This is a genomic window from Patescibacteria group bacterium, from assembly GCA_041662665.1.
Lineage (GTDB): Bacteria > Patescibacteriota > JABMPQ01 > JABMPQ01 > JAQVVF01 > JAQVVF01.
Genome location: JBAZSC010000003.1, coordinates 100,452 through 120,218 on the forward strand (window position 1 = coordinate 100,452; position 19,767 = coordinate 120,218).

The 19,767-nt window shown below is 30.9% G+C and carries 20 protein-coding genes; all 20 read left to right on the top strand.

What is annotated here, in order from left to right; all coding sequences use genetic code 11:
• The first annotated feature begins 80 nt into the window (after positions 1-80).
• The 20 genes from lexA (at position 81) to ftsW (ending at position 19,758) form a co-directional block, all read left to right on the top strand.
• Complete coding sequence (gene lexA, locus WC663_05025; protein MFA6296691.1) at positions 81-692, top strand: transcriptional repressor LexA; 612 nt, start codon at positions 81-83, stop codon at positions 690-692.
• A gap of 187 nt (positions 693-879) precedes the next feature.
• Complete coding sequence (locus tag WC663_05030) at positions 880-1,125, top strand: hypothetical protein (GenBank protein ID MFA6296692.1); 246 nt, start codon at positions 880-882, stop codon at positions 1,123-1,125.
• A 50-nt stretch (positions 1,126-1,175) separates the two neighbouring features.
• Positions 1,176-2,528 (top strand): DNA polymerase IV, encoded by a 1,353-nt coding sequence (locus tag WC663_05035; GenBank protein ID MFA6296693.1) that lies wholly within the window; start codon positions 1,176-1,178, stop codon positions 2,526-2,528.
• 112 nt (positions 2,529-2,640) lie between these two features.
• Positions 2,641-3,270 (top strand): hypothetical protein, encoded by a 630-nt coding sequence (locus WC663_05040; GenBank protein ID MFA6296694.1) that lies wholly within the window; start codon positions 2,641-2,643, stop codon positions 3,268-3,270.
• Between the two features lie 809 nt (positions 3,271-4,079).
• Complete coding sequence (locus WC663_05045; GenBank protein MFA6296695.1) at positions 4,080-4,487, top strand: hypothetical protein; 408 nt, start codon at positions 4,080-4,082, stop codon at positions 4,485-4,487.
• Positions 4,488-4,910: 423 nt separating this feature from the next.
• Entirely contained in the window at positions 4,911-5,276 is a 366-nt protein-coding gene (locus tag WC663_05050; protein ID MFA6296696.1) for a hypothetical protein, read from the top strand.
• Between the two features lie 132 nt (positions 5,277-5,408).
• The gene (locus tag WC663_05055; protein ID MFA6296697.1) at positions 5,409-5,627 is read left to right on the top strand and encodes a DUF167 domain-containing protein; all 219 of its coding nucleotides are present in this window, start codon (positions 5,409-5,411) and stop codon (positions 5,625-5,627) included.
• A 42-nt stretch (positions 5,628-5,669) separates the two neighbouring features.
• Entirely contained in the window at positions 5,670-6,800 is a 1,131-nt protein-coding gene (locus WC663_05060) for a TIM barrel protein (GenBank protein ID MFA6296698.1), read from the top strand.
• A 22-nt stretch (positions 6,801-6,822) separates the two neighbouring features.
• A complete protein-coding gene (locus WC663_05065; protein MFA6296699.1) occupies positions 6,823-7,056 on the top strand; it encodes a glutaredoxin domain-containing protein in 234 nt (77 codons plus the stop codon).
• A gap of 104 nt (positions 7,057-7,160) precedes the next feature.
• Positions 7,161-8,045 (top strand): D-alanyl-D-alanine carboxypeptidase family protein, encoded by an 885-nt coding sequence (locus tag WC663_05070; protein ID MFA6296700.1) that lies wholly within the window; start codon positions 7,161-7,163, stop codon positions 8,043-8,045.
• A gap of 173 nt (positions 8,046-8,218) precedes the next feature.
• The gene (gene mraY, locus WC663_05075) at positions 8,219-9,277 is read left to right on the top strand and encodes a phospho-N-acetylmuramoyl-pentapeptide-transferase (GenBank protein MFA6296701.1); all 1,059 of its coding nucleotides are present in this window, start codon (positions 8,219-8,221) and stop codon (positions 9,275-9,277) included.
• Between the two features lie 128 nt (positions 9,278-9,405).
• The gene (locus WC663_05080) at positions 9,406-10,515 is read left to right on the top strand and encodes a D-alanine--D-alanine ligase family protein (protein ID MFA6296702.1); all 1,110 of its coding nucleotides are present in this window, start codon (positions 9,406-9,408) and stop codon (positions 10,513-10,515) included.
• Positions 10,516-10,595: 80 nt separating this feature from the next.
• On the top strand, positions 10,596-11,282 hold the full coding sequence (locus WC663_05085; protein ID MFA6296703.1) for a hypothetical protein: 687 nt from the start codon (positions 10,596-10,598) through the stop codon (positions 11,280-11,282).
• 85 nt (positions 11,283-11,367) lie between these two features.
• Positions 11,368-12,243: an FtsQ-type POTRA domain-containing protein gene (locus WC663_05090; GenBank protein ID MFA6296704.1), complete on the top strand. Its 876-nt coding sequence runs from the start codon at positions 11,368-11,370 to the stop codon at positions 12,241-12,243.
• Positions 12,244-12,315: 72 nt separating this feature from the next.
• Positions 12,316-12,690: a hypothetical protein gene (locus WC663_05095; protein ID MFA6296705.1), complete on the top strand. Its 375-nt coding sequence runs from the start codon at positions 12,316-12,318 to the stop codon at positions 12,688-12,690.
• A gap of 129 nt (positions 12,691-12,819) precedes the next feature.
• A complete protein-coding gene (locus tag WC663_05100; protein MFA6296706.1) occupies positions 12,820-14,397 on the top strand; it encodes a glycosyltransferase family 2 protein in 1,578 nt (525 codons plus the stop codon).
• 104 nt (positions 14,398-14,501) lie between these two features.
• Positions 14,502-16,145: an amidohydrolase family protein gene (locus tag WC663_05105; protein ID MFA6296707.1), complete on the top strand. Its 1,644-nt coding sequence runs from the start codon at positions 14,502-14,504 to the stop codon at positions 16,143-16,145.
• Positions 16,146-16,257: 112 nt separating this feature from the next.
• A complete protein-coding gene (gene pgeF / locus WC663_05110) occupies positions 16,258-17,031 on the top strand; it encodes a peptidoglycan editing factor PgeF (protein ID MFA6296708.1) in 774 nt (257 codons plus the stop codon).
• Between the two features lie 86 nt (positions 17,032-17,117).
• Positions 17,118-18,602, top strand: a complete 1,485-nt coding sequence (murD, locus tag WC663_05115) for a UDP-N-acetylmuramoyl-L-alanine--D-glutamate ligase (GenBank protein MFA6296709.1) — start codon at positions 17,118-17,120, stop codon at positions 18,600-18,602.
• Between the two features lie 19 nt (positions 18,603-18,621).
• On the top strand, positions 18,622-19,758 hold the full coding sequence (gene ftsW / locus WC663_05120; GenBank protein MFA6296710.1) for a putative lipid II flippase FtsW: 1,137 nt from the start codon (positions 18,622-18,624) through the stop codon (positions 19,756-19,758).
• Positions 19,759-19,767 lie beyond the last annotated feature (9 nt).

Sequence of the window (19,767 nt, forward strand, 5' to 3'; positions counted from 1 at the left end):
ACAGCTTAAAGTATTGTTGTTTGGTTTTTGTTCGGTTATAATATAAATAACAAAATAACTAAATTATAAATAACAAAATTATGAAAAAGCTAACAAAAAAACAAAAGATTTTATTAGATTTTTTGGCTAATTTTGAACAAGATAATGGCTATATGCCTTCGTATCAGGAAATCACAAGAGAGATGGGATTAAAATCAAAAGCAACTGTTTGGGAGCATTTGAAAAATTTGAAAGATAAAGGTTATTTGGATTTTGTAAAAGGAGCAGCTCGAGCGATAAAGTTAGAAGAAAAATTTAGATTATTTGCAAAAGCAGTCCAAGTACCTTTAGTTGGATTAATCGCAGCAGGCGAGCCAATAGAGGCCATAGAAGATAGAGAGATGATGGATGTGCCAATTGGTTTTGTGAATGGCAAAAGAGTAGAAGATTGCTTTGCTTTGAAGGTAAGGGGTGATTCAATGATTGAAGATGGAATTTTAGATGGCGATTATGTAATGGTGGAAAAAAATTATTATCCTAGTAATGGAGATGTCGTTGTAGCTTTATTAGGAAATGAATATGCAACTTTAAAAAGATATTATCGAGAAAAAAAGCGAATTAGATTGCAACCAGCGAATTCAACGATGAAACCAATTTATGCAATTAATCCGGCGATACAAGGAGTGGTGAGGGCGGTGTTGAGAAAGTTCTAACTAATTTTCAATTTCTAATTTCTAATTTCTATTAAATTCTTAATGCTTAAATTTTCAAACCTATCTTTTGTCGTCGATGTTTAGAAATTAGTTTATTGAAAATTTAATAGAGTTAAAAGCGACCTTAGAAGCTTTTAACGGGCAGTAGCCCTTAGAAATTATTAATTAGAAATTTTTTTGTAAATTTATGTACGAGCAAATAAATGATCCAATCGAAGTTTTAGCGGGTTTTAAAAGAGGACAAATAATTCCTTATCGTTTTAAATGGGGAATGCATCAATATGATGTAAAAAAGGTTAATTTAGTGCATGGAGAAATGCGAGGTAGGGATATGTTATATTATTTTTCTGTTTCCGATGAAGCGAATTATTTTAAATTATGTTTTGATGCTGGACGGATGGCTTGGAAGTTAGAAGAAATGATGGAAGCGTAAAAAATAAAAATTTAAAAATCAAAATGTAAAATGATAATTTAAAATTTAAAATGAATAAGATTATTCTGCATATTGATATGAATTCATATTTTGCGACTTGTGAACAACAAGCAAATCCTTTTTTACGTGGAAAACCAATTGCAGTCGGCGGCCCGCCTTCGTCTAGCACTTTTGCGAAAAGTTGCTGGACTTCGGCGGGTAAATCTGGTGGAGAATTTTCACGTAGGAATTTGCTTATTGTAGCTGCATCTAAAGAGGCGAAGCTAAGAGGTGTTAAATCAGTAATGCCATCTTGGGAGGCGGTAAAGATTTGTCCAGAATTAATTTTTGTACCAGGAGATCATATAAAATACAAATGGATTACGGATAAATTTTTAGAAATATTTAAATCATATTCGCCAATTTTAGAAATTTTTAGTATTGATGAAGTCTTTTTAGAGCTCACGAATTTGCACGAATGCCTTACGGACACGAATTGCACGAATGAAGATAATGTTGATTGTGCGGTTAAAATTGCTAAAGAAATTAAATTAAGATTAAAAAAAGAGATTGGTGAATGGATGACTTGTTCAATTGGAATTGCAAAAAATAAATTACTGGCAAAGTTGGCTTCGGATTTAAAAAAGCCAGATGGATTAATTATTATTAATGATGAAAATAAAGAGAAAATTTTAAATTCGATAGAGCTAACTGATTTTTGCGGAATTGGCAAGAGGATTGAAGCAAGATTAAATGGAATGGGAATTTTTACAGTAAAGCAACTTAAAAGTTGTTCATATATTAATTTAACTAAACAATTCAAATCTTATGGTCATAAATTATATTTGATGGCCCGAGGAGAAGATAATTCAGAAGTTTTACCTTATTATTTATTGCCAGACGAAAAATCAATGGGTCATAATTTTACTTTGCCAAAAGATGTTTGGGATTTGAAAGAAATAAAAAATGTGATTTTGCAGTTATCGGAAAAATTAGGTAGACGTTTAAGGCGAAAAAATTTTGTTGCGAAATGTGTAACGTTATTGTTGAGATACTCTTTTTATGAAAAAAATTCTGGATATGCTAGTTTTCATCATTTTCATAAGCAAAAAAAAGTCAGCTATTGGATTAATGATGGTTATGAAATTTATAAAGTTGCGGAAAAAATTTTAGAAAGTTGGAAAGATAATCAATCAGTTAGAATGATTGGCGTTTCAGTTTCTTGCCTTTCAAAAATGGATCAGATTTCATGTTTAGAAAAAGATAATAAATTAAAAAATGTTTTAAAAGCTTCGGATAAAATAAATAATAAATTTGGAGAAAATACAATTTTTCGTGGCGGTTATTTGCAAGCTGAAAAATCAAGAATTTTAATGCCAAAAGCTTTAAAATCTCCAGTAAGCTTTATGCGACGAAATGATTAAAAATAAAAAAATTTAGTTTTAAAATAGCTACTTTTTTGGCTTGACGAAATTATTGATTATGTTAAACTTGAAACTTGCTGCCCCAAAGGACAAAGGGGCTTGGAGGAAAAGGATGAGAGGGACGAGAATGAGTGCTTTGTGTTTGATGCTGGTTCTTTGTGCATGTTCTGCAAATCCATTTGAAGGCAGGCATAATGTAAATTCAGGTAATGGCAATATTGATGGCAAGAAGGCGATCACAACAGACATGCAATTTTCTGTTGGCGAGGTTGATCCGTTTGATGAAGGAAATTTGGAAGTTTTGGATATGTCTGGTCGTGAGATTTTGCGTGTTGATGCTGTTGCTAATGACACAAAACGACAGTTGAAGGCACTGTCTTGGTCTAAGGATTCTTCCAGATTTGCTGCTCTTTATAGTGATTATCAAGGAACCGAAGCCATTGTACACTGTACTAATGATGCTTCTTATCCTTGTGGAAGAGCTGAATTCAAGAACATCAAGGAAACTAATTTTCACTATTTGACATTTAGCAATAATTTGGGATTTGTCTTGATTTCGACTGATGGAAGTGCTGTTGAAGAGTTGCCAATTATTCCAATTTCTCCCGCTGTAATTGTTTCGCCTCCTATTGTTAATGAAGTAGAACTTGATGGTGGGACTGTAGTCAGTGATTCTGAAATTGTTCCACAGGAAATGGATGGATTAGTAATTGAAGTAGATTCTTCAACCTTGAAAAATTAATTGCACCTTTTTTAAAACCAATTCTGTTTGGTTTTTTTTATTTTTTTTAAAATTTTCTTGACAAATATTTTTTTAATAATATTATATAAGCTATGTTGTTCTTTTTTTAAAAATGCAAAGGTAATTGTGGAGTGAACATTTTTTTAAGCGCTCGTGCGCGTTTTTTGAAGCTTTGGCTTTTTATATTTTGGCCGCGAGGCCAAACAGCGGGAAGGATTGATTCAATATTAAAAATGCTAGCTTAGAAAAATGCTTTGTTGAAGAATTTTTTTTGATACAAAGTCAGAACATCATTTTTTTTATAATATTCTTGCTAAAATTCTCCCTCATTCTTATGACGGATTTTAGCTGGCTCCCATAACTTTGCCGGCAGATATCTTTGGAGGTTACGGCCTCTGAGGACTACCGTGAAACAGTCAAGTTTCATGCCATGTAATTTAACCACATTGATTTTCTTTAGATTCTTTTTTTCTCTTGATTCTCGATGTGGTTGTTTTATTTTTGTTGAATTTTTTAGATAATTGTATTATAATATATTAAAATATTTTGATTGTTCTTTGAAATTTAAGTAGTTATTTTAATAAAAAACGGGAGGAGAGAAACATGAAACTGATTTGGAACATTGTTTGTTTTCCATTTCGGTCTTTGAAATTTTGGTTGGATTTTTTTATTTCATTGTATAAAATTGCGAGAATTAGCAAAGAATTGGCTATTCTAGTAATAGAAATTTGAGATTATGTTTTTCATCTTGATTAATTCAAAATGTTGATGTATGCTTTGATGTTTACCTCAAGCAAGAGGAGGGGAGAATGGAAGGACAGCAAATTGGAAAAAAGAATTGGATTAAGGTAAATTCTGGTTGGACAACTTTGAGTGTTTTTTGTCTTTTGACTGGTTTAGGAATTCTCTCTAATCTTCTTTTTGAATTCTGTGGCAATGTTTTTCTTGCTTGTCTTGCAACATATGGACTTGTAATTTGTGTGATCTGGTGGTTTGCTGGATTGGGTAGTTTCGTAATGATTGGCAAGAAGACTTGGAGTCGTGCACTTTTTGCATTGGTTGCAATTGTAGTTTGGGGTGGTGTTGGTATTGTTGTCTACTATATTTGGAAAGATCTTTTTTGGGCAATTTTCAGTGTTCCTATTGCATATTGCTTTATTGCTCTTTATGTTGATTCGATTGCTAATGCAAGCAAGGAACAGTTGCAGTGGGGATGATCTTTTTGGATTCTTAATTGAATCCTTTTTTATTTTAAAAAAAATAATAAACTTGAATTTTATGATTGAAAAGGTAAAATAAGAGTATTAGAATTATTTAAATCTTTGTCATATATTTTTTTAGATGACAGTTATTACAAAATAATTAAAAATATAATTGTTGAAGAAAGTCCACTTTTTCCGTAAAACAAAACCTCATACGTTGTTTTCGAGCAACCCTGCGGAAGCCCACGTATGAGGATTTACTTGTATTTTTAGCGTAGCATATTTTTAAAATTATTACAAATGTTATCTAGAATTTGTAATGGCGCTGTGTGGTTGAAAAAAATATAATAGATTCTATGTTCTTCGCAGCCTGGCTTTACTTATTATTTAGAAAGAATATAATATATTTTTCGTACCCTAGAAAAGGAGGGAAGGGAAATGGGATTAGTCTGGATTCCAATTGTGAAAAAAGATGTTGATGGAAGAAGTGAAAGCTTTTTTGAAACTCCGAATTTTATGAATTTGGCGCAATTTGTTAAGATTTTTCTAATTGATGTTGGGGCAAGAGAATTAAAAAAGTTTACTGAGGGTTTTGAAACTCCGCATTGGAAATTGGATGAGGAAATTAAGCCTGGTGCAATTTTGAAACTTACTACTTCTCCTTATTCTCATGTTGATCATGTTGTTGTAGTTGCTGTGAGGGATGATCGAGCCGATTTTCTTATCGGCAATACTTTAGAGAGGGCAAGAGCTGAATCTGAGCAACTCAAAAAATGGAAGCTTGATAGAGTTCGAAAAGTTTAGTACTTTTTATAACCGAAGATATTTCGGTTTTTTTATGGTCTCACACTAATATCTCGCTAATAGCGCTAATGTGTCGCTAATAAATTGTTTTATTAAAATTTTTGTTGTAAGATATTAGTTAATAAGAATATTATGTTGATAAAAGTAAAAGTATTTCCGAATGAAAAAAAAGATGAGATAATAAAGAAGTCAGAAGATAGCTTTATTATAAAGGTAAAAGAAAAGGCAGAATTGGGTCAGGCAAATAGGGCTGTGATTTGGCTATTGTCTTTGTATTTTCAAATTCCAGGAAATAAATTCAGAATAATCAAGGGAGGAAGAGAGAGAAACAAGATAATTGAAATATTATAATCTGTAATTATCAAATTGGTTAAACAGATTAAAATTAAAATCATGCCTGTAAATAAAATGAAAATTTTGATTAGCAGTATTTCGGCTACTCCAAGCCCTTTTTATTTGTTGCGAGAAATGATGTCGCGAAAATTTAAATCTTTGCAATTTTTGCAAAAAAAGAATATAGCTTTAAAAGAATTAAATAGCAAATTTTGGAATGAAGAATCATACGATGGTTTGGAGCTAAATTTTCCTGGTTTGGGTTTTTTTGATGAAAATTGGAATATCAAAAAAGATAGAGTTATGGAATATAAAAAAAGCAATTATCCATTTTACTCATTTCATGGTTGTTTTGATTCCTTCCCAAAAAATTTTAGAGGACTGTATTTAAATTTAGCATCTTCTGATAATTATATCGCAAAAGCTTTAAACTCGCAGATTGATGTTGCTGCTCGGCTAAGCAAAGATACTCCAATTTTAGTTTTGCATCCAGGCTTTGCTGATCGTTGCAGTAAGGAAAGAGCATTAGACAATTTACTTTTTAATTTGGAAGGTGCATTACCATATGCAAGAAGGAGAAATGTGATTTTGACATTGGAGAATATGAATTGGAATCCAGACAGAATGAATTTAGGATATCTTGCTGATGACTTTGATTATGTTTTTAGAAGAATAGATGATCCAAATTTAAAAGTAACATTTGATATTGGGCACATGAATACTCAAGTTTTGAATAGAAAATTTAGAGTAAGTCATAATATTGAAAATCAGGCACATATATTAGAATTTATTGATAGAATGTCAAAGAAAATCATTCATGCTCATCTTCATTATAATAATTGTCATCGTTATTTTGATAATGTGTCAGGAATGTTGAAACAAAGTATTTCAGCATGGTTCTATTTAGGTTTTATGACATGGATGAAAATTAATAGATCGATAATAACGAATAAAAACGACTTATTGGATGAACATTTGCCTCTTAATAAAGCAGATAAAATGACAATGGATGCAATAAAAAATTTATTAGAAAAGACAGCTATAAAAGAATATGGAAAATTAACTTTTGAATTTACGCCTAAAAAAATTTTTAAATTTGTGGCAATAAAAAATGGTGCTGAAATGAAAGATCATCTTGCTAGTTTAGAAATAATGAGAAATATATTGAAACCAAAAATATTAAATCTTTAAATTTATTAATTAAATAAAAATTATGGCAAAAGTAAAAGTTTTTAGTACTCCAACTTGTCCTTATTGCGTTCAGGCAAAAGAATATTTAAAAAGCAAGGGTGTTGAATATGAAGAAGTTGATGTTGCAGCTGATGAGGCAGGAAGAAATGAAATGGTAGAAAAAACAGAACAAATGGGAGTACCTGTAATTTTGATTGGCGATGAATATATTGTTGGATTTGATCGTGCAAAAATTGACGAATTGCTTGCGAAATAATAAGTATCCTGAAAATCTAAGTTTGAGGTATTGAATACGAGTTAGACTAGTTAGATATGTTAGACTAGTTTTATATTTTTAGGTTTTTATATTTTTATGAAACGATGAGTAAGATTTTGTTATTATTGGCATTGTTAGCAGCTCAAATATCACCATTGTCTGGTGGAAGTTTTGATGTCCAAAAAAAGGTTGATGATTTAGGGCCAGTCAAAAAAACAGAAAGTTTAGGAATGCAGATAACTTCCAAATCAGCAATTGTTGTAGATAGAAAAACAAAGAAAGTTTTATATGAAAAAAATCCAAATCAAAGAATGGCAATGGCGAGTATGACAAAATTAATGACTGCAATTGTTTTTTTAGAAGAAAGCAAAAAGAATCTTAATGATCGTTTTTTAGTGCCATATGAAATTACAGTTTTAGATGGTGCTGGAATTGGTTTAGAATCAGGTGAAGAAATAACATATAAAGATTTACTTTGGGGTGCTTTGATTGGATCTGGAAATGATGCGGCAGAAGGATTAGCGTTAACGTTAGATAATCGTAAAGAATTTATTGATAAAATGAATGAAAAGGCAAAAGAATTAGGGTTATTAGATACTCATTTTGCTTGTGCTTCAGGACTTGATACTGAAAATCATTATTCTACAGCTTCTGATATGGCAAAAATTTTGGATTATGCATTAGGTTTGAAGGAGATTAAAGAAGCAATAAAAGTTAAAGAATTTGATGTGAATTCTTTGAACACAGATCTTGTTCATCATATTTTGAATACAAATAGGCTATTAAGGTATGATTATCCGAAGATGGTTGGTGGTAAAACTGGTTATACTGATGCTGCTGGTTTTTGTTTAGCTTCATTATCTTCTGATGAAAAAAATAATGATATTCTTACAGTTGTTATGAATTCTGATTTAGATGGAAATCAATTTCAAGATACAAAGGCATTGGTTGATTGGACGTATAAGAATTATAAATGGGCAAAGCTCTAAACTCTAAATTCTAAACTCTAAACAAATTCGAAATACAAATGACTAAAATTTAAAAATAACGAAGTGTTTTGAAAATTTGAATTTTAAGCATTTAGATTTGTTTAGATTTTAGAATTTAGTGTTTAGGATTTTCTGACTTGATTTTAAGTCGGAAACATTTTATTATAAATAATATGGAACACATCCAAGATATAAATTTAGTGACAAATGCAGCAAAAGTTTTGATTATGACAGCAATAGCTTTTGTGACTGCAATTTTGTTGACTCCTGTTTTAACTCATTTCTTGTATAAATACAAAATGGGCAAAAGTATCAGAACTTCTGGAGCTCCAGTTTATACAAAAATGCATAAAGGCAAGGAAGGAACGCCAACAATGGGCGGAATTTTAGTTTGGTTGACTGTATTAATTTTGGCTTTGCTTTTTTTGATTTTAAGTACTTTTTTTAACAATTACTTTGGTTGGATGAATTTTTTATCTAGATCGGAAACTTGGTTGCCTTTGTTTGCATTAGTTGTTACTGCTTTGATCGGACTTGTTGATGATATAATGAATGTTTTCAAAATTGGTCCAAATGGCGGAGGTTTGAGAATGAGATCTCGATTGTTGGTTTACACTATTATTGCGACTGTTGGTGCTTGGTGGTTTTATTTTAAATTAGGTTGGGATTCAATTCATATTCCTGGAGTTGGAGATTTCACGATTGGCTGGTGGTATTTTCCATTATTTATTTTAGTAATTGTGGCAACATCTTTTTCGGTTAATGAATCAGATGGATTGGATGGATTAGCTGGTGGAATTCTTTTAACTTGTTTTAGCGCATTTGCGGTTATTGCATTTATGCAAGGTCAAGTTGATCTTGCAACTTTTTGTGGTGCAATTGTTGGCGCATTGTTAGCTTTTTTGTGGTTTAATATTTATCCTGCTAGATTTTTTATGGGAGATACCGGAGCAATGGCTCTTGGTACTACTCTTGGAATTGTAGCAATGCTGACTAATTCCGTTTTCGTTTTGCCAATCATTGGATTGCCATTAGTAATGGAATCTGCGTCAGTACTAATTCAAGTATTTTCGAAAAAAGTTTTAAAACGAAAAGTTTTTATTTCAACTCCGATTCATCATCATTTTGAAGCTTTGGGTTGGCCAGAAACAAAAGTAACAATGAGATTTTGGATTATTGCTATTATATCAGCAGGGTTGGGGTTGATTATAGGACTGATTGGAAGAGGTTAAAATTACAAATCCCAAAATACAAACAAATCCCAAATTACAAATTGCAAACATTAAATATTCATTGTGTTTTGTAAATTGTAATTTGTTTGGGATTTGGAATTTGTTTTTTTGGTAGTTTAAAATAAATTATGCAAAAATTGACAATTGGTGTTTTATTTGGTGGCAGATCTGGTGAACATGAAGTTTCTTTGGTATCAGCGACTTCAGTAATTGAAAAACTAGATAAAGAAAAATATAATGTAGTAATGATTGGTATTTCTAAAGAGGGTCACTTTATTTCTGGTGAAAATGCAATGAAAAGATTAAAAAATAATGATAAAATTTCGGAAAGTGAAGTGATGATTTCTGCTGATCCTTTAGATTTTGGATTGATTGATTTGAAAAATCAAAAAAGGATTAAAATTGATTGCTTCTTTCCAGTTTTACATGGAACATATGGCGAGGATGGAACAATGCAAGGATTGTTGGATTTGAGCGGTGTTGCTTATGTTGGCGCAGGAATAATTGGATCATCATGTGGAATGGATAAGGTTGTAATGAAAAGATTGTTTCGTGAAGCTGGCTTGAAAATCGTTAAAGATTTATATACTACAAAAAGAGAAATTGATTTAGATAAACAATCTTTTGTTGAAAAGGTTGAAGCAGAAATTGGTTATCCAAATTTTATAAAGCCAGCAAATATGGGTTCAAGTGTTGGAATCAATAAAGCACATAATAAAAAAGAATTAGAAAAATTTATTGATGAAGCTTTGATGTATGATAATAAAATTCTTGTTGAGCAAGGTGTTGAAAAGCCTCATGAAATTGAATGTGCAGTATTAGGAAATGATGATTTGAAAGCATCAGTATTGGGTGAGGTTTTTCCAAATGAAGAATTTTATAGCTATGTAGCAAAATATGTTTCGGAATCAAAAACAGAAGCACCAGCAAAATTGCCAGAAAATATTGCAGAGGAAATTAAAAAACAAGCAATGGACGGTTTTAAAGCTGTTGATTGCAAGGGGTTAGCTCGTGTTGATTTTTTAATTAGTCAAGATCTATCAGAAATTTATATAAATGAAATAAATACTTTGCCTGGGTTTACATCTATTTCAATGTATCCAAAATTATGGGAGAAAACTGGATTAAGTTATACAAAATTGCTTGATGAATTGATTAAATTGGCAATTGATAGAAATAATGAAAAAAAGAGTTTGAAGACTAGCTTTGAAGAAGCAGGAACGTGGCATAAGAAGTGAGTTAGGACCCAACTTTAAGTTGGGGTTCGAAGAACTTTAGTTCTAGTAGTAAGGTTTGTGATAAAATAAAAAATAAATAAATGCTGAGTGCTGAAATGGGTGGAAATTTGCAAAAAGATATTTCAGGTTCTGAAAAAGAAAAGCAGAAGCCTGGTTTGGAATTGGTGAAGGGTGAAGAGTTGGATAATGTTGCTAAGGCAATTGATGATTTATCAGGAAAAATTGAAGGTGATAAAAAAGTTACTGGTGATGATGTTCTGAAATTGGATGAGGCGTTGGGAAAAGTGAAAGTTGATTTTTATGGTGATGAAATGACTGTTGATGAAATAAAGAAAATTCCTGATTTGAAAGAAAACATGAAGCTATGGAAGGGAATAGAGAAAGGTGAAGATAATACAAGTAAAGTTACTTATATTACGAAAAATATTGCGAGAAAACTTATGATAAAAGCGACGAGTAATTTTTATAATAGTGCTATACGTTTTGATAAGTTAAAAATTTTACCTGATGATGTTGCTGAAGTAATAGCTGGTTTGACTCATAGATTTTTTAGTATGTATTTCAATAGTCTGGATTTTTTGTCTGATAAAGCGATAGAATCTTTATGTTCATCAGAAGCTAAGGTATTGGGTTTAAAGTTTGTTAATAATTTATCTGAAAATGCAATAAAAATGTTAGCTGAAAAAATGTTAGCTGAAGATGATAAAACTTTTTTACTTTCCGATGAAACTAAAAAAAGAGTTGAAGAATATTGGGCGAAAAAATAAAAAATAAGTAGAAAAACAGTTGCTCAGCGCATCAGCGTAAGATCTGCGTTGGCATCAGTGTTTAATCTGCTTCTAAGAAATAAAAATGCCGAATTTGGGAGGATATTATTATTCAAAAAAACGTGATAAAGGACTTTCGTCTTACGCAAAAAAAATGCGCAAGTCGAAAAAAAAGTCTGTACAAAGTTTAGGTAAAACTAAAACTAATTTTGGCGTTTCTTTGAGAGGTAAATCAACTTTGATCGTCTTGTTGATTGCAGCGATTATTTGCGCAGGAATATTATTTTTCAGCAATTTTTTTTCAGTAAAGAAAGCGGTATTAGTTGGAAATAATAATATTAAAAGCGAGGAAATAGAAAATATTTTAAAAGATGCAATTTCTGGAAAAAGATTTTTTATTTTTCAAGCAAGCAATATTATATTGATTAATGATGGCATGATTAAAAATAAAATTATGGAGGAGATGCCATTGATTGATAAAATTGAGATAAAAAGAATGTTGCCAAATACTTTAAAATTAAATATTTCAGAAAGAGATCCATTTGCTGTTTGGGAGACAGGAGGAAAAAGATATCTTGTTGATTCAAGAGGAAAGGTTTGTTATGAAATTAAAGATGATGCTAAAATGGACTTGCCAACAATTTATGATAAACAAAATAAATCAGTAGAAGTGAAGGGCGAGGCAACTTTTCCTCAACAGATAAATATAATTAGAAACATTTTAAATTCGTTGAGAGATAAAACAAAATTAGAAGTTGAATCTGTTTCTTTGCCGAATTCATTAGGTTTTGAAGTTGATGTAAAAACAAAAGATGGATTTATGATATACTTTAATACAGAGAGAAGTGTTGATTCGCAAATCAGAGATTTGAAAAGTGTTTTAGATAAACAAGTTGCTGACCAAAAAGGATCTTTGCAGTATATTGATTTGCGAGTTGAGAATTGGGTTTACTACAAGTAGTTATAAAGTTTTTAAAGTTATCCGCCTTCGCTTCTGCTGAAGCTACGGCGGACAAGTAAAGTTCATAAAGTTGTGAAAATTAAAGAAAAAATTAGAATATTCAAACAACATCCATACTTCAGATCTAAATTTAGTATTATTATGCTTTTTAATAGTTTGCTCTTGAATTTTGCTCTGTGGATGTTATTATATTTTAGAATAAAGCCTTCTAATTTTCCCATACCTTTGCATTATTCAGTTTATTTTGGAATTGATAATATAGATTATTGGTACAAAGTATTTTTTGTACCTGGAATTGGAATAGCTTTTTTGCTATTGAATTTGTTCTTATGTATTTGGTTTTATAATAAAGAAAGATTTATTACTCATTTTTTGACAATTAATAATTTTGTCATTCAGCTGATTTTATTTGGGTTTGTTGTGCCATTGGTATTTATGCAGACATAATACAAATATACGAATTTATACAAATCTACGAATATGCGAATTAGCGAATTCGTACATTAGTATATTTGTAAAGTGGCATTAATTTGTTTCTAAGGTCACAAATTAATTTTGTAGATTGGTATCATATTTATGCGGGCAGATCAAATTAAGAATAGAAAAGATAGAACTATTTATAGATTACTGGAAATATTGCCGGGCTTTTTGTCTTGGGGAGTTTTATTAGGAAGTACTATCTTGTCTTTTGTTGAGCCTGTTTGGGTAGCAATTTTTATTATTTGTTTTGATGTCTATTGGTTAATAAAAGTACTTTATTTAGCAGTATATTTATTGGTTTCTTATCGCAGATTAAAAAAGAATGAAAAAGAGCCATGGCTTAAAAATTGTAATAAAATTAAAGTTACAGATCTACCTTCGTCTTCTGACTCCGGTAGACAAAGCAGGCCGAAATTTGAAGAGATTCATCATTTGGTAATTATACCGATGGTTTTTGAAGATGTTGATATTGTAAGACAGACTTTTCAAGCATTAATTAATTCTAATTATCCGAAAGATAAAATGATTGTTGTTTTAGCAACTGAAGAAAGAGCTGGAGTTTGGGCAGAAAAAGTTGCTGATCAAATTCGTGGTGAGTTTGGTGATAAATTTTTTCATTTTGCAGTGACTAAGCATCCTGATAATATTGTTGGCGAATTAAAGGGTAAGGGCTCTAATGAAACTTGGGCAGCAAAAGAAATTAGGAAATTTATTGATGAAAAAGGATTTACATACGAAAGCGTTATTACTTCAGTTTTTGATGTTGATACTTGTGTTCATCCTGAATATTTTGGTATATTAACTTATAAATTTTTGACTGTCGAAGATCATTTGCATGCTTCTTTTCAGCCTGTGCCGATGTTTTTTAATAATCTTTGGGATTCTCCAGCTTTAATGAGAATTGTGGCAATGAGCACGACTTTTTGGATGTTAATGGAACAAGGTAGGCCAGAGAAATTATATACGTTTTCTAGCCATAGCATGAATTTTAAAACTCTTGTTGAAGTTGGTTATTGGGAGACTGATGTTGTTTCTGAAGATTCAAGAATTTTTTGGCAATGCTTTAATTTTTATAATGGCAATTATCGTTGTGAGCCTTTGTTGATTCCTGTTTATATGGATACTGTTTTGGCTGGAACTTTTTGGCAAAGTGTAGTTAATCAATACAAGCAACAGCGAAGATGGGCTTATGGAGCAGAAAATATTCCTTATGTATTAACGAGATTCGCAAAGAATAAAAAGATGTCTTTTTTTAAAAAGATTGATCATGGTTTTTGGGTAGTTGAAGGCATGCTTTCTTGGGCAACAAATTCAATAATAATTTTCTTGGCTGGCTGGTTGCCTTTGTTTGTTGGCGGAGAAGCTTTTTCAAAATCTTTATTAGCACAAAATTTGCCATATGTAACGCAGATATTAATGACATTAGCAATGTTGGGAATGATTGTTTCAGCAACTTTAAGTATGTTCATGTTGCCACCAAGACCAAAAAGACATGGTCAGCACAAAATATTGTTTATGCTTTTGCAATGGATCTTATTGCCTATTTCAACAATTTGCTTAGGTTCTTTTCCGGCATTAGATGCGCAAACAAGATTAATGTTTGGAAAATATATGGGATTTTGGGTGACTGAGAAGGCGAGGAAGCGCGACGATGATGTTAAAAAACAAAATTAAAAATTGTGGTTTTGAAGGTGAGTTAAATAGGTTAGATAAGTTAGACTGGTTAGATTTGTTAACGCTAACTAGTTTAACTTATCTAACTAATTTAATTAATTTCTATGTTTGATATTATTATTAAAAATGGCACAATTGTCGATGGTACTGGCAAAGAAAAATATCAGGCTGATATTGGAATTAATCGAGATACAATTTCAGAAATTGGAAATTTAGAAAATGCCAAAGCTTTAAAACAAATTGATGCTAAAGGTTTTTTTGTTTGTCCTGGATTTGTTGATGTCTTAAATCATTCTGACAGCTATTTTAAAATTTTTTCAAATCCGACTTTAGATAGTTTGGCTTTGCAAGGAATTACAACTATAATTGGAGGAAATTGTGGAGCATCTTTGGCACCTTTGGCTTCTAGTTTTACAATGTCTGATTTAAATAAGAGAATGGGTTTTAAAGCAAATGTAATCACAAATCCATCAAAAAGTGAGACATTATTAAAGTCAATGAGAAAATGGATTGATGTTTCAGGTATTAATATTAATTGGTCTACTTTGGATGAGTTTCTAGATGTTTTAGGCACTCAAGGAATTTCTTTAAATTTTGGGACTTTGATTGGTCATAGTTCAATGAGGCGAAATTTAGTTGGTGAGAGAATTTCTGATTTAACTTCTGACGAGATGACTTTTTTTAAAGAAATGATTGCTGATTCAATGCAACAAGGCGCTTTGGGAATGTCTTGCGGACTTTCTTTTAGCCATGAAAATTTTGTTGAAACAAGCGAGCTTTTAGATTTAGCTTCTGTTTTGCATGATAGTGATTCGATAATGGCTTTTCATCTGAGAAATGAATCAGGAAAAATTATTGAATCAGTGGCTGAAGTGATTGAAATTGCAAAAAGAAGCGGAGTGCGAATTGAAATTTCTCATTTCAAAATTAATGGCAAGGAAAACTGGAATAAAATTAATGAAGCCTTTTCTTTAATTGAAAAAGCTAATGAAAAAGGATTGGAAATTAATTTTGATTTTTATCCTTATGATTTTGGATGGACAGTTTTTTATCAATTTTTGCCAAGCTCATTATATATCGGTGGCAGAGAAAAAATGTTAAAAAGATTAATGGATGAAAAAGAAAAGCCAGAAATTTTGAAATCTCTCCAAAAAATTTCAGCAAGAGTTTCAGAAATGATAATTGCTTATAGCCCATTTAATAAATCTTTTGTTGGCAGGAGTTTTACTGATATTGCCCAATCTCAAGGTATTAGTTTGGAAGAAGCAATTATGATGGCGCTGATTGGCTCTCGCGGACATTTGATTTGTTTTGATAAAAATTTAGATGAAAAGAATATTGTAAGACAAATTAAACATCCATTAGGAATTTTATCATCTGATGGAAGCGGTTTTTATGAAGAAGAAAGTAGAAATGGACAATTAGTTCACCCTAGATGTTTCGGTGCTTTTACGCGTTTTCTAGGAAAATATATTAGAGAAGGAAAATTCTTGGAATGGGAAAAAGCAATTCAAAAAATTACTTCAATGCCAGCTTTAAAATATGGAATCAATAATCGTGGTTTTTTGCAAGCTGGATTAAAAGCTGATATTACAATTTTTGATCCAAATAAAATTGCTGGTTTAGCAACAATTGATAATCCATTTCAATATTCTCGTGGTGTAAAATATGTTTTGGTAAACGGAAAGTTTGTTGTTAATGATTCTAAGCATACAAAAGAACTTGCTGGAGAAATAATTAGAAAATAAATTAGTTAGATTTGTTAGACTGGTTAGATAAGTTAGGCTAGTTAAACGATTGTAAAATTGATAAAATTGATAAAATTCTTACCCTGCACTTAGCAGGGATTTTGGCAAAAATATGCAGAAAGTTGTATCTCAAAAATTAAGTAAACATAATAATTTGATTCAAGGCTTGGCTATTGGTGATTTTGGGCATTTAAAATTTGGAGATGATGGGAGTGAAAATAATATTGAAAAAGTTGTTGAAAATAGAAAAAAATATTTTGATATTTTTGGGATTGATTTGAAAAAAGTTGTAATGCAAAATCAAGTTCATGGAACACATATTTCTTTAGTTTCAAAAAAAGATTGTGGGAAAGGAGTTTTTAGTCCGGATTCTTATATTGATAATAGCGATGGCTTAGTTACAAAAGATAAAAATGTATTTTTAGTTTGCTATACTGCTGATTGTTTGCCAGTAACTTTTTTTGATCCAAAATTAAAAATTTGTGGAATTGCTCATTCTGGCTGGAAAGGAACTTTGGGAAATATTTCTGGTAAAATGATTGGTGAATTTAAGAAAATGGGTAGTAATGTTTTAGACATTATTGTTTATATCGGTCCAGCAATTGGTAAATGCTGTTACGAAGTAAGTGAAGCAAAAGATGACAGGATTAAACTTTTTGAAAATTTGGCGAAAGAATTTAAAGCTGATAATTTTGTCGTAAAAGAAAATGATAAAATTTATTTGGATTTAAAAAGGATAGTAAAAACGGAATTGTTGGATTCTGGTGTTAAAAATGAAAACATTGAGATTTCAAAAATTTGTACAAGTTGTGATGATAAATTTCCGTCATATCATAGAGATAAAGATTTTAAGTCTGATTTGTTAAGCGTAATAGGTATGAAATAGCTTGCGAAAAGCTTGATATTCGGATATTATGATATTAAGCGGAAAGTTGTTTTTGTGTTTTTAGTGTTTAAGTGTTCGAGTGTTTTATGACAATAGAAGATCTAAAAAAGAAAAATATTCATGTCTTAGGCGTTTCTGGAGCTGAAGGAAGCGCGGTTTTGGAATTTTTGGCTGATAATGGAGTTAAAAATATTACTGCTCATGATTTTTGCGATCAAGATAAATTTAAAGAAAGTTTTTTTTCTTTTCATGACAAAATGACAAAAAAAGAAAAAGAAGAAACATATAATGAGATTATCCGCCTTCGCCAAGGCTCCGGCGGACAAGGAAAGGTTAAGTTTAATTATAAAGATACTTATCTTGACCAAATTGAAAAGGCAGATTTGATTTTTGTGCCTCAATCTTGGTTTAGATATGCGCAAAATGATTTATTGAACCAGCATAAAGGAAAAATCGAATTTTCTAATATTACAAAATTATATTTTCAATTTTGCAAAGGCAAAATAATTGCAATAACTGGAACATCTGGAAAATCAACGACTTCAGCATTAGTAAATGATATAATGAAGCGAGGATATAAATTAGGCAAGGTCTATTTTACTGGCAATGATCGTGAGAATGTACAGATTCTAAAAAATATTTTTGAAATTAAAGAAAATGATATTTTAGTTGTTGAAGTAAGCAACAGGCAATTAATGATTGATTTGAAAAAAAGTCCGTATATTGGCATTATTACGAATATCTCGCCGAATCACATGGATGATCATAAGACTTTTACTGATTATATTACAACAAAGAGAAGTTTGATCAGATATCAAAAAAAAGGTGATTTTGCAATTTTGAATTTTGATAATGATATTACAAAGGATATTGGCTTAGATATTGATTCAACAGTTTATTATTTTTCTAGAAAAGGCAGAGTTGATCGAGGCGCTTATGTAAAATTCAATGAAATAATAATTCAAGATTTTGAAAGAGAAAGAAAAATTTGTTCAGTTTTGGATTTAAAAATTCCTGGACCACATAACATTGAAAATGCTTTGGCAGCAAGTTTGGCTGGATATTTGATGAAAATTAATACGAAAGATATCAGAGAAGCATTGTTAAATTTTAAGGGTATAAAATCGAGATTAGAATTAGTAAGAGAAGTTGATGGCGTTTCATATATTGAAGATTCTTCAGCTTGCAATCCTGATGGGACTGCTGTTGCTGTTTCATCATTTAAAAAACCAATGATTTTAATTGCTGGAGGATCAAGGAAAAAACCATATCCAGGAGAATTCGATAGAATGGCTGATTCAATAATAAATTCAAAAGTAAAAATTGTTTTTTTGATTGGAGAGAGAGCAGAAACAATTAAATTAGCTTTAAAAAATTCGAGTATAAGATTTCAAAAAACTAGTCCAATAATTAAAATATCTGAAAATTTGGAGGATGCAGTTATTTCTGCCAATAAATCAGCAAAAAGAGGTGATATCGTAATTTTATCGCCTGGTTGTGAAAGCTTTGGTCTCTTTATTGATTATCGCGATCGAGCGAGACAGTTTAAAAAATTAGTGAAAAGTTTATAATGTATAAACGCGATTAATTGTGTTTATACTAAATTATTATAAAGTGGCTTTAAAACAAAAACCAGATTATGTATTTTTAGTTGTGACTTTAATTCTTGTTGTTTTTGGATTAATTATGTTATCTTCAGCAAGTGTTGTTTTGTCGTACCAAAATTTTGCGAATAATTATTATTATTTTACACACCAACTATTATTTGGAGTACTGATTGGTTTAGTAGCGATGTTTGTTTGCTACAAAATTGATTATCATAATTGGAAAAAATTTGCAGCATTAATGTTAGTTTTAACTTTAGTCTTGTTGGTCCTAGTTTTTATTCCTGGACTTGGCTTTGAGTATGGAGGTGCAAAAAGGTGGGTTAATCTTGGTCCGTTAGGCACAATTCAGCCTACAGAAATTGCAAAATTGACTTTTCTTTTATATTTAGCAACATGGCTAGACAAAAGGTCTCAAGGTATAAAAGATTGGAAATATAGTTTTGCACCATTTTTATTTATGTTGGCTGTTGTCGGAACTTTGACAGTGTTGCAACCTGATGTTGGGACGATGTCAGTAATTATGTTGATGTCGATAATTGTTTATTTTGTGGCAGGTGGAAAATTAACGCATCTGGGAATTTTGGGAGTTGGCGCTGTTTTGATGATGATGCTTTTAATAAAAATAGCGCCATATAGAATGTCTCGTTTTACAGTATTTTTGAATCCTGAATTGGATCCACAAGGAATTGGCTATCAAATTAATCAATCTTTGCTGGCAGTTGGATCTGGTGGAATTTTGGGACGAGGTTTAGGCAAGAGTATTCAGAAACACAATTATCTCCCAGAAGCATCAGGTGATTCGATTTTTGCTGTTATTGCTGAAGAAATGGGTTTTGTGAGAATTATCTTTTTGTTATTGTTATTTTTATTTTTTGCCTATCTTGGATTTAGAATTGCGAAGAGAGCGCCAGATATGTATGGAAAATTAATTGCAACAGGAATTACATCTTGGGTGATTTTGCAAGCTTTAATTAATATTTCAGCAATGATTTCTTTAATTCCTCTAACTGGTATTCCTTTACCTTTTATATCATATGGCGGTTCGGCAATTATCGCTTTGCTGGCTGCTTGTGGGATCATGCTAAATATTTCAAAACAATCTCTAATTAAAAATGACTGATATTCTATT

Coding starts and splice junctions, on each gene's coding strand:
- lexA (MFA6296691.1), top strand. CDS start 81: ATGAAAAAGCTAACAAAAAAACAAAAGATTTTATTAGATTTTTTGGCT.
- WC663_05080 (MFA6296702.1), top strand. CDS start 9,406: ATGCAAAAATTGACAATTGGTGTTTTATTTGGTGGCAGATCTGGTGAA.
- WC663_05070 (MFA6296700.1), top strand. CDS start 7,161: ATGAGTAAGATTTTGTTATTATTGGCATTGTTAGCAGCTCAAATATCA.
- WC663_05105 (MFA6296707.1), top strand. CDS start 14,502: ATGTTTGATATTATTATTAAAAATGGCACAATTGTCGATGGTACTGGC.
- mraY (MFA6296701.1), top strand. CDS start 8,219: ATGGAACACATCCAAGATATAAATTTAGTGACAAATGCAGCAAAAGTT.
- WC663_05060 (MFA6296698.1), top strand. CDS start 5,670: ATGCCTGTAAATAAAATGAAAATTTTGATTAGCAGTATTTCGGCTACT.
- WC663_05100 (MFA6296706.1), top strand. CDS start 12,820: ATGCGGGCAGATCAAATTAAGAATAGAAAAGATAGAACTATTTATAGA.
- WC663_05055 (MFA6296697.1), top strand. CDS start 5,409: ATGTTGATAAAAGTAAAAGTATTTCCGAATGAAAAAAAAGATGAGATA.
- WC663_05090 (MFA6296704.1), top strand. CDS start 11,368: ATGCCGAATTTGGGAGGATATTATTATTCAAAAAAACGTGATAAAGGA.
- pgeF (MFA6296708.1), top strand. CDS start 16,258: ATGCAGAAAGTTGTATCTCAAAAATTAAGTAAACATAATAATTTGATT.
- WC663_05040 (MFA6296694.1), top strand. CDS start 2,641: ATGAGAGGGACGAGAATGAGTGCTTTGTGTTTGATGCTGGTTCTTTGT.
- WC663_05035 (MFA6296693.1), top strand. CDS start 1,176: ATGAATAAGATTATTCTGCATATTGATATGAATTCATATTTTGCGACT.
- WC663_05050 (MFA6296696.1), top strand. CDS start 4,911: ATGGGATTAGTCTGGATTCCAATTGTGAAAAAAGATGTTGATGGAAGA.
- WC663_05030 (MFA6296692.1), top strand. CDS start 880: ATGTACGAGCAAATAAATGATCCAATCGAAGTTTTAGCGGGTTTTAAA.
- murD (MFA6296709.1), top strand. CDS start 17,118: ATGACAATAGAAGATCTAAAAAAGAAAAATATTCATGTCTTAGGCGTT.
- WC663_05065 (MFA6296699.1), top strand. CDS start 6,823: ATGGCAAAAGTAAAAGTTTTTAGTACTCCAACTTGTCCTTATTGCGTT.
- WC663_05045 (MFA6296695.1), top strand. CDS start 4,080: ATGGAAGGACAGCAAATTGGAAAAAAGAATTGGATTAAGGTAAATTCT.
- WC663_05085 (MFA6296703.1), top strand. CDS start 10,596: ATGCTGAGTGCTGAAATGGGTGGAAATTTGCAAAAAGATATTTCAGGT.